Origin of the sequence: Bacillus sp. PDNC022, from assembly GCF_016919285.1 — a bacterium.
Lineage (GTDB): Bacteria > Bacillota > Bacilli > Bacillales > Bacillaceae > Bacillus > Bacillus safensis.
Window position 1 is genome coordinate 2,157,969 of sequence record NZ_CP070345.1, and the last position, 14,014, is coordinate 2,171,982.

At 41.5% G+C, this 14,014-nt stretch carries 10 protein-coding genes; 4 read left to right on the top strand and 6 right to left on the bottom strand.

Features of this window, described 5'->3' with window-relative positions:
- Positions 1-140 precede the first annotated feature (140 nt).
- The gene (locus tag JVX94_RS11175) at positions 141-1,094 is read left to right on the top strand and encodes a nucleoside hydrolase (protein ID WP_144472543.1); all 954 of its coding nucleotides are present in this window, start codon (positions 141-143) and stop codon (positions 1,092-1,094) included.
- Positions 1,095-1,325: 231 nt separating this feature from the next.
- Here the strand turns inward: JVX94_RS11175 and JVX94_RS11180 are convergent, their stop codons facing one another.
- Positions 1,326-4,523, bottom strand: coding sequence for an efflux RND transporter permease subunit (locus JVX94_RS11180; protein ID WP_205183106.1), 3,198 nt, complete (start codon positions 4,521-4,523; stop codon positions 1,326-1,328).
- 131 nt (positions 4,524-4,654) lie between these two features.
- On the opposite strand from JVX94_RS11180, the gene JVX94_RS11185 reads away from it, so the two are divergent.
- Positions 4,655-5,500 carry a TetR/AcrR family transcriptional regulator gene (locus JVX94_RS11185; RefSeq protein ID WP_095407910.1) on the top strand — a complete coding sequence of 282 codons (846 nt, stop codon included), beginning with the start codon at positions 4,655-4,657 and terminating at the stop codon, positions 5,498-5,500.
- 165 nt (positions 5,501-5,665) lie between these two features.
- On the opposite strand, the gene gatB is transcribed toward JVX94_RS11185, so the two are convergent.
- The 3 genes from gatB to gatC are packed head-to-tail and all read right to left on the bottom strand — an operon-like array spanning position 5,666 to position 8,872.
- The gene (gatB, locus tag JVX94_RS11190; RefSeq protein WP_024424551.1) at positions 5,666-7,096 is read right to left on the bottom strand and encodes an Asp-tRNA(Asn)/Glu-tRNA(Gln) amidotransferase subunit GatB; all 1,431 of its coding nucleotides are present in this window, start codon (positions 7,094-7,096) and stop codon (positions 5,666-5,668) included.
- A 13-nt stretch (positions 7,097-7,109) separates the two neighbouring features.
- Positions 7,110-8,567 (bottom strand): Asp-tRNA(Asn)/Glu-tRNA(Gln) amidotransferase subunit GatA, encoded by a 1,458-nt coding sequence (gene gatA / locus JVX94_RS11195; protein WP_041116096.1) that lies wholly within the window; start codon positions 8,565-8,567, stop codon positions 7,110-7,112.
- A gap of 14 nt (positions 8,568-8,581) precedes the next feature.
- Entirely contained in the window at positions 8,582-8,872 is a 291-nt protein-coding gene (gatC, locus tag JVX94_RS11200; protein ID WP_024424549.1) for an Asp-tRNA(Asn)/Glu-tRNA(Gln) amidotransferase subunit GatC, read from the bottom strand.
- Between the two features lie 423 nt (positions 8,873-9,295).
- On the opposite strand from gatC, the gene putP reads away from it, so the two are divergent.
- Entirely contained in the window at positions 9,296-10,777 is a 1,482-nt protein-coding gene (gene putP, locus JVX94_RS11205; protein WP_144472547.1) for a sodium/proline symporter PutP, read from the top strand.
- A 167-nt stretch (positions 10,778-10,944) separates the two neighbouring features.
- Positions 10,945-11,637 carry an MgtC/SapB family protein gene (locus JVX94_RS11210; RefSeq protein WP_024424547.1) on the top strand — a complete coding sequence of 231 codons (693 nt, stop codon included), beginning with the start codon at positions 10,945-10,947 and terminating at the stop codon, positions 11,635-11,637.
- A gap of 43 nt (positions 11,638-11,680) precedes the next feature.
- Here JVX94_RS11210 and JVX94_RS11215 read toward each other — a convergent pair whose 3' ends face one another.
- Both JVX94_RS11215 and JVX94_RS11220 read right to left on the bottom strand, forming a co-directional pair.
- Positions 11,681-12,688: a phosphotransferase enzyme family protein gene (locus tag JVX94_RS11215; protein WP_144472548.1), complete on the bottom strand. Its 1,008-nt coding sequence runs from the start codon at positions 12,686-12,688 to the stop codon at positions 11,681-11,683.
- A 128-nt stretch (positions 12,689-12,816) separates the two neighbouring features.
- Entirely contained in the window at positions 12,817-14,013 is a 1,197-nt protein-coding gene (locus JVX94_RS11220; RefSeq protein WP_111291427.1) for a CamS family sex pheromone protein, read from the bottom strand.
- Between the last annotated feature and the right edge of the window lies 1 nt (position 14,014).

Here is a 14,014-nt window from a genome sequence, read left to right on the forward strand (position 1 = left end):
CTAACAACCTTTAATTATACTATGAGATTTGAAAATGGCAACAAAACAACCACCTAATATGTGAAATCTCCTACCACATTTCCCCCAGCAAGAAAGCATTCTGATAAGATAAAAGAAAACGCTGTAAAGGATGATATGCGATGAAAAAGCCTGTCTATTTTAATCATGACGGCGGTGTTGATGACCTCGTCTCTTTATTTCTTCTTCTTCAAATGGAACATCTGAAAGTCATCGGAATGTCTGTGATTCCTGCTGATTGTTATTTAGAGCCTGCTCTCAGTGCATCTCAAAAAATCATTGATCGCTTCAGCCCTTATGAAATTGAAGTTGCTGCTTCAACTTCTAGAGGCGTCAATCCATTTCCGAAGGAGTGGCGTATGCATGCTTTTTATGTAGATGCTCTGCCAATTTTAAATGAAAAAGGTACTGTTGATACAAAAGTGTCCAAACTGCCAGCACACCTTCACCTGATTGAAACGGTTAAGAAGGCAAAAGAACCTGTCACCCTGCTCTTTACTGGTCCGCTCACGGATCTTGCACGCGCTTTAGAAGAAGATCCTTCGATCTCTAATAAAATTGAGAAATTGGTGTGGATGGGCGGCACGTTCCTTGAAAAAGGCAATGTTGAAGAACCTGAGCATGATGGGACAGCAGAATGGAATGCCTTTTGGGATCCTTATGCTGTCAGCACTGTTTTTCAGGAACCGTTTCCTATTGAAATGGTCGCACTTGAAAGTACAAATCAAGTCCCGCTTACACTTGATGTACGTCAGCGCTGGGCTTCTCTTCGTTCTCATATTGGAATAGATTTTATCGGACAGTGCTACGCCTTTTGTCCGCCGCTCATTCATCATGAAACGAACTCGACTTACTACTTATGGGACGTGCTGACAACGATTACTCTTGCTTCTACATCATTTACCCGTTCAAAAGAAGTTAATGCGATCGTTTATACTGAAACGCCTAGACAAGGTCGCACCGAAGAGCATCCAGATGGAAAATCAATTCAAGTGATTGACCATGTCGATCGTGATGCCTTTTTCCACGCATTTGAAGAGCTTATGAGAAAAGCGGTTTGTCAGATTTCAAAATAAAAAAGCCCCGCCAATACACGGGGCTTTCAAATAATTGACAAAGGGCTGAAATGATCTTTATTTTAGCCCTTTGTCTTCTTTTCAGCGTGATAGAAAACCTTTGCAGTCTAGGAAGGACGAGTACCGAAGCGGAGCGAATTTAATATTCGTGAGCACCGGCACGCAGGACTGACAAAGAATGCGAGGGTTTGTCTACACGCTGAAAGCCCCGCTCATTGGCGGGGCTTCCTCTTACTCTTCTTCTGCGTACTTTTTCTTACGTCTAAACTTGCTTAACATTTCATACACGATTGGGACGATGACCAATGTGAGAAGTGTAGAACTGGTTATACCGCCAATCACGGTAACGCCAAGTCCTTTTGATACGATCTGGCTTCCGCCTTCAAATCCTAATGCGAGTGGCAGCAGTGCACCAATCGTCGCAAGTGCTGTCATTAAGATTGGACGTAATCTTGTTGTACCTGCTTCAAGTAACGCTTCTCTTGTTGAGAGACCTTCTTTTTCTTTATGAATTACGCGGTCAATCAAGACAATGGCATTAGTTACAACGATACCGATCAGCATGAGCAATCCAATCATAGCATTTAAGCTGATGGTTTCTTTTGCTATAAATAATCCAAGTAGCGCACCAATAATCGTAAATGGCAGTGAGAAGAGAATCGCAAATGGTGCAAGACCTCCGCCAAATGTGATGACGAGAACGAGATACACAATGGCAATCGCTGCTAGCATTGCAAGGCCAAGCTGTGTAAAGGATTCTTCGATATCCGCACTTACGCCGCCTGTGTCAATCGTTACGCCAGATTTCAGATCAAGCTTGTCGACTTTCTTCTGAACATCTTGTGTCACACTTGAGACGTTGTCTGTTGTCATGTCACCAGACACTTCTGCGTAGATTTTCCCATCACGTTTTGTCACCGTATTTGCAGTCGTACCATCTTTTACTTTTACGACATCACCAATTCGGACTTCTTGCCCTGTTGGTGTGGTGATCTTTTTATTTTCTAAATCTTTTTTGCTCTTATATTCATCTTTTTCCGTTTGAAGCTTCACATCAAGTTCTTTGCCGTCCTCTGTGACTTTCGTCAGTGTTGTTTCACTATTTTGAGGTGCAATCGCTTGAGCGATTTGTGAAGCAGTTAGACCTAGTTTCGCCAGTTTTTCTTGATCTGCATTAAACGTATATTCGTCGTATTTCTCAGATAAGCTTGTGCTGACATTTTTCAGGTTTTTCTCATCTTTTAAGATGTTCTCAACATCTTTTACTGTGCCTTCAATATCACTTGCTTTGTCCCCGTACACATAGTATGTCACGGTATTATTTGCACCAGCAGATGAGAAGTTTTGTGATTTCCATTCCCCTTTAGATGCTTTATCTTGCAGGGCTTTGACCACACGATCTTTTTCTTTATCAAAGTTTGGCGTGTCATCATCATATTGTACGAAGAATAACGCACCGTTAGAGTTACCGCCAACACTTGCTGTCATGGCATTTGAAGAGCCTAGTGAATACTGAACTGTCTTGACATGGTCACGTTTCATCAAATATTCTTCAGCTTTTTTCGTTTCATCAATTGCTTGCTCTCTCGTTTGTCCAGGTTCAGGTGTATATGTCACCATGGCCGTCTTCTCTGCTTCCTGTGGTAAGAAGCTGACACCGACAAGTGGTGCTAAGAATAAACTTCCGACAAGCATAAGAATGGCAATTCCTGATGTGATCCATTTATGGTTGAGTGTCCAATTAAGTACACGTCTATAACCGCCAGCAAGCTTGCTTGGTTTATGTTCTTTTACCTTTTTCGCTGTGCCGTACAGGTTCTTTTTAAATAGAGTGTGTGCCATCATTGGAACAATTGTAATAGCGACAAGCAGTGAAGCAAGTAACGCAAACACAATCGTTAAGGCAAATGGAATGAATAGTTCACCAATCATTCCACCTACTAATGCTAACGGTAAGAATACCGCAATTGTTACAATCGTCGAAGACATGATTGGGATAAACATTTCTTTTGTGGCTTCTCTGACGAGTGCCTTGCCTTTTAACGGTTCATCCTTTAACGCCATCCGTCGATAGATATTTTCTATGACCACTATCGAGTCATCGACAACACGCCCGATGGCGACGGTCATGGCACCAAGTGTCATGATATTTAACGTGATATCCAACTGATTTAATAATAAGACAGCAATCAACAGAGATAACGGAATGGAAATGACCGAAATTAATGTTGATTTGATATCCCGCAGGAACAACATAATGATAATGATCGCAAAGATTGCTCCGATGATCGCCTTGTTCAGCATTGTGCTAACAGACTCTTTAATCGGCTCTGCTTGATCATATGTCGTGCTTACTTTAATTCCTTTGTTGTCTTTTTTGAATTTCTCAAGTTCTTTTGTGACTTCTTCTGCTACACTTACTGTGTTGGCTTCAGAGCCTTTGACAATTTGCAGACCGATACTGTCTTTTCCATTCGTTCTAGAGATCGATTCTGCATCTTTTACGACTTTAATATCCGCTATCTCAGATAGCTTAATCGTCGGCAGCTCTACAGATTGACTGCTTGCTGCTCCTCCACCTGTTTGCTGCTGACTTGCACTTCCCGCCTGCTGCTCGGCACCTTGCGCACCTGCGCTGCTAGAAGGTGCTCCAGCTCCAGCGCTTCCCGCACCGCCGCCTGCACTTGGTGTGACTGGAATTCGCATATTTTTTAAATCTTTGACGCTTAAAATATTGCCGTCCACGACAACTGATTTTTGTTTGTTGCCAAATGTGTATAGACCTAATGGTACATTCACATCAGAGCCTTTGATCATGTTTTGAACGGTATCTTCATCTAGACCGTATTCTTTCAATTTCTTTTGTTTAAACGAAAATTCTACTTCTTTGATTTGCTGTCCTGAAGTTTCGACAGAAGAGACACCGTCTAATCCTTGAAGTGAAGGAACGAGGTCATTTTCTACTTTTTGTGTAAGGTCTTGTAATGATTCTTTATCTCCAGAGACACTAAGAGCTAAAATTGGAATCGCGTTAATACTAAAGCGTGCGATTTTAGGTTTTTCTGCATTTTCAGGAAAATCGATATTGCTAATCGCATCTTCAATTTCCTTTTTTGCTTCATCCATGTCTTTGTTGTAATCGTACTCGATTTGAATGGATGATGCATTTTCAAAAGAATTAGAAGTGACCACGTTGACCCCATTGAGGTTTTGAATCGACTTTTCAATTGGATCTGTCACCTTATCTGATACTTCGTCCGGCGTTGCGCCAGGGTACGTTGTAGAAACCGTAATGACTGGAGTGTTGATATTTGGGATTGATTCTTGTTTCATACTCAATCCGGCATATAGACCAGCAACTGTTACGATAATCGTCATGAGCCATACAGCGAACTTATTCTTTAATACAAAATTGATGATCGAATTCATTATTTCCTCCATTTTCCTTTATGTATTGACTGACTGGTCATTCTATATCATAATAAACGGTGACATACAATGCCGTCAACCATTTCACTTGCGTGTGACGTAACATTCTAAAGCTGAAGGGGCCTTATTTCATGAACGAAAAAAAAGAAAAAATCATTAAAGCAAGCATCCAATTGTTTGCGAAAAAGGGTTTTTCTTCTACGACCATTCAGGAAATTGCAGATGAATGCGGAATATCAAAAGGCGCATTTTATTTACATTTCAAATCAAAAGAACAGCTTTTCAACCGAGCGTTTGAATATTATATCGACACTTCGATGCAAACTATCGAAACGATTCGAAAAGAGAATCAGCATCTCGCGCCGAGAGAGATCTTTCAGAAACAAATCGCTGAACAGTTTCAGCATTTTGCTGAGAACAAGGATTTTATCATTCTGATCCTCAGCGAGAATATTATTCCGGAAAACCAGCAAATTAAAAAGTATTCAAAAACTGTGAAAAAGCAAATGAACGATGAAATTCAAATTTCCATCTTGACCACTTATGGACAGGAGATCGAACCATATGTAACTGACCTGTCAGTCATGATTCAAGGAATTATCCAATCATATGTGCAGGTTCTGCTTTTACAGGATCAAATGCAATTATCATTTGATGAGCTCTCATCCTTTATACTCGAACGGTTTGATGATCTGGTCCACGGCTTGCTTCGTTCTCAGACGAAACCGATTTTGAAGCAAACCATTTGGGACGATGAAGTGCCGAGTGCTGATTCCCTTCAAGAGGAGCTTCGTTTGTTAAAGCTTGAGCATTTGCTTTCTGATGATACCATTGTATCCATTGAAGTGATTGAAGAAGAGCTGGCAAAAGCTGAACCTCGTAAGCCAGTCATTCAAGGGATGCTGACGAATTTAGAAAAGTGTGAGGACCCTGCTGTTCTAAGAGCAGTGGAACAATTGAAGCTGTTTCTTCAGTAAAATGGATTTAGCTCACCTTTTCCCCTTCGAATGTGCACTTTCGCTTATGCTTCATTATAAGAAAAGATTCTCTAAATTGATATACGGCTGTGGTCTGAATCTATGATAAGACCCTGTCATTTCAAGAAAAAAAACCGCCTTTTTCATAAGGCGGTTTTTTGCTATTTATCGTTTTTTGATTTCTTCAAGGAGAATCTTGTTCACCATCGGCGGGTTAGCTTGGCCCTTCGATGCTTTCATGATTTGTCCGACTAAGAAACCAATCGCGCGGTCTTTACCATTTTTAAAGTCTTCAATGGATTGCGGGTTGTTATCAAGTGCTTCTGTAACGAGTTTGAGCAGCGCACCTTCGTCAGAAATTTGGACAAGTCCTTTTTCTTTGACGATTGTTTCTGCATCTCCCCCATTTTCGATGAGCTCTTTGAATACCTTTTTCGCAATCTTAGAGGAAATCGTTCCTTTTTCAATAAGCTTGATCATACCAGCCAGTCCTTGCGGTGTTAGCTTTGTATCGTCCAGCTCTTTTTGAGCAGAGTTTAAGTAAGCAGATACTTCACCCATGAGCCAGTTCGATGCTTGCTTCGCTTCTGCACCTTCTGAAATGGTCGCTTCAAAGAAATCAGACATTTCTTTCGTCAGCGTGAGTACCATTGCATCGTATGCAGGAAGTCCAAGCTCATCGATGTAGCGTTTGCGGCGCTCGTCTGGAAGCTCTGGGATAGATGCTCTTACACGTTCTTTCCACTCGTCATCAATGTACAGCTCCACCAAATCCGGTTCTGGGAAGTAGCGGTAATCATCAGAGCCTTCTTTGACGCGCATGAGAATTGTCTTTTTAGACGCTTCGTCATAACGGCGGGTTTCCTGTTCGATCAAGCCGCCAGAAAGCAATACTTGCTCTTGACGCTTCTCTTCGAATTCAAGGCCTTTTTGTACGAAAGCGAATGAGTTCAAGTTTTTGAGCTCTGTCTTTGTACCAAACTCTTCACGGCCGATTGGGCGAAGAGAAATGTTGGCATCACAGCGAAGTGAGCCCTCTTCCATCTTACAGTCAGAAACGCCTGTATATTGAATAATGGATTTTAATTTTTCTAAGTAAGCATACGCTTCTTCTGGTGTGCGAATATCTGGCTCAGATACGATTTCAACTAGCGGTGTACCTTGACGGTTGAAATCGACGAGTGAGTAACCGTCGCCTGTGTGCGTCAGTTTCCCAGCATCCTCTTCCAAATGGAGACGCGTAATACCGATTCGTTTTGTTTTGCCTTCTACTTCAATTTCAATCCAGCCGTTTTCACCGATCGGTTTATCAAATTGAGAAATTTGATACGCCTTTGGGTTATCAGGATAGAAGTAGTTTTTACGGTCAAATTTTGTATCTGTTGCGATTTCACAGTTCAGCGCCATGGCCGCTTTCATCGCAAAGTTCACCGCTTCTTTGTTCAGTACAGGCAGTACGCCAGGATACCCAAGATCGATGACACTTGTTTGCGTGTTGGCAGCTGCACCAAAAGGTGTCGGCGAGCTTGAGAAAATTTTTGATTGTGTTTTTAGCTCTACGTGGACTTCAAGTCCAATTACCGTTTCAAAGTTCATTCTAATTCACCCCTTACAGTTCAGGTTTTGCTTTATGATGATCTGTTGCTTGCTCAAAAGCGTGAGCCACGCGGTACACTGTTCCTTCGTCAAAGTGCTTGCCGATGATTTGCAGTCCTAACGGAAGGCCATTTGCAAATCCACAAGGCACACTGATTCCTGGAACGCCTGCAAGGTTAACAGGGATCGTTAAAATATCGTTTGCATACATGGTTAGCGGGTCGCTTGTCTTTTCACCAATGTTAAATGCAGGAGTCGGCGTTGTAGGTCCTACAATGACATCATACTTTTCGAAAACATCTTCAAAGTCTTTTTTGATCAATGTACGGACTTTTTGCGCTTTTTTATAGTACGCATCGTAATATCCTGAGCTTAGCGCGAATGTACCGAGCATGATGCGGCGCTTCACTTCGTCTCCGAAGCCTTCAGAACGAGTATTTTTGTATAAATCAATCAGGTTGTCTGCATTATCTGTACGGTAGCCATAGCGGATGCCGTCAAAACGTGCAAGGTTTGCAGATGCTTCTGAAGAAGACAGTAAGTAGTAAGTCGCAAGCGCATATTTAGAGTGCGGTAGAGACACTTCTTCCCACGAAGCACCAAGTCCTTCTAATACTTTTAACGCTTGAAGAACAGACTCTTTTGCTTCCTCGCCAACGCCTTCGCCAAGGTATTCTTTCGGCACAGCAATTTTCAGACCTTTGATGTCGCCAGTTAATGAAGAAAGAAAATCTGGGACATCGACATTTGCACTTGTTGCGTCCATTTGATCGACACCTGCAATCGCTTGAAGAACATATGCGTTGTCTTCTACATTACGTGTAATCGGACCAATTTGATCTAATGATGAAGCAAATGCAATTAATCCGTATCTGGATACACGGCCATATGTCGGCTTAAGACCCACAACCCCGCAGAAAGATGCCGGCTGACGAATAGAGCCGCCTGTATCTGATCCAAGAGAGAACGGTACTTCACCTGCTGCAACAGAAGCTGCTGATCCACCGCTTGATCCGCCCGGAACGGTGTTTAAATTCCATGGGTTTTTCGTCGCTTTGAAGCCTGAGTTCTCCGTAGAAGATCCCATAGCAAATTCGTCCATATTTAATTTACCGATTGTGACTGCTTCTGCGTCTCTTAGGCGGTTCACAACGGTTGCATCATAAATTGGATCAAAGTTTTGCAGGATTTTACTTGAAGCTGTTGTACGCAAATCCTTTGTAACAATGTTATCTTTCACACCGATCGGCATACCGAACAATAGGCCAAGCTCGTCCTTTTCACCAACTGCCTCGTCCAATTCCTTTGCATACGCACGTGCTTTTTCTTCGTCCAGTGCAAGGAATGCTTGTACTTTCCCGTCTACTTCATTGATTCGTTTATAAGACTCGTCCACTAAATCAGAAACAGACAGTTCCTTTTTATGTAAAAGCTCTTTTAATTCAGAAATTTTGTGATCAAACAGTGACATGTCTCGGGCCTCCTTTAGTCCAAAATTGATGGCACACGAATATAGCCGTCTTTATGATCAGGCGCGTTTTTGACGACTGCCTCAATGGAAAGACCTTTATTCGGAACATCTTCTCTCATGACGTTTTTCATTTTTAATACGTGTGTAGTAGGTTCAACGTTTTCCGTATCTACCTCGTTTAACTGCTCTGCAAATGAAATGATGCTATCAAGCTGTTCTGTAAACATCTCAGCTTCTTCTTCTGTAATCGCAAGCCTTGCTAAATGCGCAACGTGCTTGACTTCTTCTATTGAAATTCTTGACATGCAGGTTCACCTCCAAAAATGATGCGTACTCGTGGTCATGATCATAAGTCATATACACTTTATCATATCAAATTTTACTGTTCTAAAGCAACTTTACGCAGGTGCGGTAAAAGGTCCGTTTTCTTGAAACATCTTTATTATCAAAACGATAAAAGAAATATTCATCAGGTGACTTTTTATTTTTCAGAAAATTTTTACTTTTGTTTATTTTTGCAAACGCTTACACACTGATTCTTATCACCGGTCTGTGGATTTTTCCTTCAAAATGAAGAGGTTTAGGCAGGTTGATCACTTGGGAATACTCTGTTAGGTTAAGTAACCATAGCAGTGAGCGGGACAGTCAAGCAAAAAAGCTGCCATCGCACTTCTGTATATTTTGATTGAGGTGATGTCAAATTAATACGAAAAAGGTGAGAACACAAAATGAGTATTGAAGTTACAATTTCCTTATCTATTTATTTTATCGGAATGCTTGCCATTGGCTGGTATGCATTTAGGAAAACACATGATTTAAATGATTATATGCTTGGTGGACGCGGGCTTGGCCCATTCGTTACTGCCCTTTCAGCAGGTGCTGCGGACATGAGCGGGTGGATGCTGATGGGTGTGCCAGGTGAAATGTATAAAACAGGTTTATCGACAGCCTGGCTTGCGATTGGTTTAATCGTTGGTGCTTACTTGAACTACCTCATTCTTGCACCTCGTTTACGTTCTTATACAGAAATTGCGGATGATGCGATTACGATTCCCGATTTCTTTGATAAACGATTCAAAGGATCATCTGCTTTATTAAAAGCTGTGTCAGCCGTCATCATTTTAATTTTCTTTACGCTGTATACATCGTCTGGGATGGTATCAGGCGGACGTTTATTTGAGTCAGCATTCGGTGCAAATTACACGTTTGGACTGATTTTGACGTCAAGTATTGTCATTTTGTATACATTGTTCGGCGGATTTTTGGCAGTGAGCTTAACGGACTTTGTCCAAGGAGCTATCATGTTTTTAGCATTAGTGCTCGTGCCGATCGTTGCCTTTACACAATTAGGCGGACCTGTTGCTACGATCCAAGATATTCAACAGATTGACCCTAAATTGCTTGATATTTTTAGAGGAACGAGCGTCATTGGCATTATTTCCTTCCTCGCTTGGGGACTAGGTTACTTTGGACAGCCGCATATTATCGTGCGCTTTATGGCCATTACGTCTGTAAAAGATCTAAAACCAGCACGCCGAATCGGAATGAGCTGGATGATTATTTCAGTGATTGGTTCACTGTCTGTCGGTTTAGTTGGTGTTGCCTATGTTCATGAAACAGGTATGAACCTTGCTGACCCTGAAACCATCTTTATCGTCTTTTCTAAAGTATTGTTCCATCCATATATCACTGGATTTTTACTTTCTGCCATCTTAGCTGCGATTATGAGTTCAATTTCGTCTCAGCTGCTTGTCACAGCAAGTGCGATGACAGAGGATTTATACAGAACGTTCTTTAGAAAAACAGCATCAGACAAAGAGCTCGTCATGATTGGCCGGATGTCTGTACTCGTTGTCGCTGTGATTGCTCTCTGCCTTTCACTTAACCCAAGTGACACCATTCTTGACCTTGTCGGTTATGCATGGGCAGGATTTGGTTCTTCATTCGGTCCAGTCATCTTACTTTGCCTATACTGGAAGCGAATGAATCATCATGGTGCCCTAGTTGGAATGATCGTTGGTGCGGTTGTGGTTCTGACATGGATTACGACAGGCCTCAACCATGCCACAGGTATTTATGAAATGATTCCAGGCTTTACGCTTAGTGGATTAGCTGCCATTATTGTGAGCTTATTGACAAGTAAGCCGTCAAAAGCATCAAAACAGCTTTTCAACAAAATGGAAAATCATCTTGAAGAAGAAACAAAATAAAGAACTTGAAGAGTCATCTGCCCTATGCGGATGACTCTCTTTTTAAATAAAATAAAAAGCTTTTCTTTCTTCAGAAACTGAATAAAATAAGAGTTGTGCAGCTATATGGGCTGTGAGAAGATCATATACATGTTGTGAAACGTACATGAAGTGAAGGAGCGATACGCATGTTTTGGACAATTGAATGGGATACAGTCTTAAAATTAGCCGTGGCCACCTTAATCGGGCTGATTATCGGGCTTGAACGAGAGCTGAAGAAAAAGCCCCTCGGCTTAAAAACGTGTATTGTCATTGCTGTCAGCTCCTGCGTCTTAACCATCATCAGCATTGATGCAGCCTACAATTTCCCTCGAGTCTCTAAGCTTCAAATGGACCCACTCAGGTTACCGGCGCAAATTATATCTGGTGTTGGTTTTATTGGAGCAGGTGTGATTCTTCGAAAAAGCAATGATGTCATCTCAGGACTCACGACTTCTGCGATGATCTGGGGAGCAGCAGGACTTGGGGTTGCAACAGGTGCAGGATTTTATAAAGAAGCCTTCCTCAGTCTTTTCTTTATTTTGATTAGTGTCGAATTTCTACCATGGCTCTTCCAACGGATCGGACCGATTCGCCTGCAGGAAAAAGAAATCCGCATCAGAATGTCTCTTTCTGATCGAAACCGCATGACCGATATTTTAAAAGAAATGAAAGCCCTCAATATCCGCATACATTCTGTACGAATTGATGATTTAAAAGAAAAGGACTATCCGATCATGGAAGTACGTGTACGTGTGCATAAAGACCGCTATACAACCGATGTGTACTTTGATATTAAAGATCTAGAAGGCGTCGTTGGCGTGAAGTGTGATACGGTATAGTCACAAAAAACCCCTTGCTGTTTGACACAGCAAGGGGTTTCTTTTATCGGGCCAGCTGTTGAAAGTCAAAAGGAGTAATTGGTATGTTTTGCTCAATTTCCTTTCGAAAACATGACAGCATGGCTTTTTCGTCAGAAGTCAATGTTTGGAGATCAAATGCTTGATGTAAAAGCCCATAAATAAGCATATGACGCAGCATGAGGAAATCAGGGATTGTTGCCAGCCACGCGTCATCAAGCTCATTCTCCTGTCGATAGCCTTTTAGAAAATGACTCATAAATTCTGCCGTAAATTCAGCTTTATCATCATATGGAATCACTGGATACCAAAGAACATTGTATAGCAAGATACTAATATCATTGATAAACCAGTGATATCCAATATCATCAAAATCAAATGCAATAATCTCTCCTTGATGATAATGAAAGTTCCCGTGATGCAAATCGGCATGCACCAGCCCATACACATCTTTGGAAATTCGGAGCTGGTGAAGCTTTTGCATCAGTTCATCTTTTCTTCGCAATACAACCGTTTGATCAGAAGGAATATATTGATCAAGCTTTAATTGCTCCTCTTCATACCACTCTTGACGCTTACAGCGAGGATCTTTTACTTGATATCGTTTTGTTGTTTGATGCATTCGGCCTGTATAGGACCCTAACGCTTCAAACAGCTTCCCATTCCAATCTCCTTCATTCACTTTTCTCCCCGGTGCTTTTTCATACACACGGAGTAAAAATGCGCCTCCGGCTTGATCAGGAATGGTTTCAACGTCTTTTCCTCTAGCTGATGAAATCGGCTTTGCTACAGAAATACCATGATGAGACAGGAATCGAATCCAGTCCATTTCTCCTAAAATATATGTGGGTGAACGACGAATGGTATGGGTGATTTTTAATATATAATTCTCCCCATTCATTGCCTGATATTCATACACATAATTTTCTGCATCGGCTAGAAATGTGACTTGGTCAAGCTGAAAGTCATACAAATGAGCCGCTTTCTTTAAGACTTTCTGTTCATCGTATCGTGCTTTTACTTCTTTATGCATGCTGATTCTCCTTTTATCGTCTTTTTAAATGTTCTTGACGGTAATCAGCATTATACGAGCATCAACATACCTGCCTTTCTTCTTGGTTTCTACTAATATTTTGACAAGGGTTTGGAAATCCCTCTTATTTAGTCATATATATGAACAGTTGGTTCTTTGTCTTCAGCATTTTTTGTAATCAGGGCTTCTTGTTGATCAGAAGATGTGATGTTGATTTCAATATTGGTGCTCTTGTAGTAATCCATGACTTCCCCGGTTAAATATTGTGTGAAGGCTACGACTTCCGTTTTTCCATAGAACTGCATTGGAATTTCGATTTTCATTTTTTGCAGGTTGCCGTTCTTGTAAAAACCTTTTCCTACAACACCAGTGTAATTCGGGAAGTAGTCTTCGACCTTTGTCTTGAAGCGGTCAAATCGCTCTGAATCATCTTTGTAGCTGCTTTTCGCATTATCTGAAGGGAAGAATACATTCTCCTCTTTGATCGTATCCCAATTTCCAATATCAGCAGAGCCTGCTTTCACATCCGTTTTGGCGATAAAGTTACCTGGAACGATAGATGATTTTGGTGCTTGCTTATAAAGGGCAATCATGACAGGCACTTTTTGCAGACCGTCCATTTGACGAATGCGTTTGACCACTTGTTCAGCGATTTTTTCACCCTCTGCCAAAAGTTTCTTTGAATTTTTCGATGAATCGATGGTCACCTCTTGCTGCGGGTCACCGATCTTTTCACGGTAATAATAAACAGAGTTCAGCGCAAGACCTATGACAACTCCGCCAAGCTGTAAGCTGTTTTTGTCTTTTCGAATTAAGTAATTATGCTCTAGCATTGAAGCTAAGTAAATTGGACTATTTTCATTTTTAGACTTTGTTGAACCTGAGTTTGGAAGAGCAGGATTTAAGCCTAGATTCTTAAAGTCTTTATCATCTTTTTCTGCCTTTTTCAGATCACTGCCTGTTTTTTTGCGTGCCAGCCAGCTGAGAACGGTGTCCTCATCTAAATGCTGTCCTTCTTGGAAAAGATAGTCGTTCGTATTAAATGACTCTGTTGCGAGGCGCATGAGTCCTGTTTCAAATTCATCAATGTCCAAGCGTGTGTTGAGACGCTCCGCTGTTAAACCTCTCGCAGCTCCTTGTTTAAACGGCAGAACCATTTTGTAATAGGAGTCTGAGATATTGTACATCGGGATGATGGCTGTTTCCTTTGTTTCCTTCGTTTCATCCGTTTTTTGTGTGACCTCTTCCTCTTCCTTTCCCCCAAAAGGTGCACACGCTGACAATACCAGTGTGAGCATTGTCAGCAGCAATAACAACTTTTTCAAT

Coding starts and splice junctions, on each gene's coding strand:
- JVX94_RS11175 (WP_144472543.1), top strand. CDS start 141: ATGAAAAAGCCTGTCTATTTTAATCATGACGGCGGTGTTGATGACCTC.
- JVX94_RS11180 (WP_205183106.1), bottom strand. CDS start 4,523: ATGAATTCGATCATCAATTTTGTATTAAAGAATAAGTTCGCTGTATGG.
- JVX94_RS11185 (WP_095407910.1), top strand. CDS start 4,655: ATGAACGAAAAAAAAGAAAAAATCATTAAAGCAAGCATCCAATTGTTT.
- gatB (WP_024424551.1), bottom strand. CDS start 7,096: ATGAACTTTGAAACGGTAATTGGACTTGAAGTCCACGTAGAGCTAAAA.
- gatA (WP_041116096.1), bottom strand. CDS start 8,567: ATGTCACTGTTTGATCACAAAATTTCTGAATTAAAAGAGCTTTTACAT.
- gatC (WP_024424549.1), bottom strand. CDS start 8,872: ATGTCAAGAATTTCAATAGAAGAAGTCAAGCACGTTGCGCATTTAGCA.
- putP (WP_144472547.1), top strand. CDS start 9,296: ATGAGTATTGAAGTTACAATTTCCTTATCTATTTATTTTATCGGAATG.
- JVX94_RS11210 (WP_024424547.1), top strand. CDS start 10,945: ATGTTTTGGACAATTGAATGGGATACAGTCTTAAAATTAGCCGTGGCC.
- JVX94_RS11215 (WP_144472548.1), bottom strand. CDS start 12,688: ATGCATAAAGAAGTAAAAGCACGATACGATGAACAGAAAGTCTTAAAG.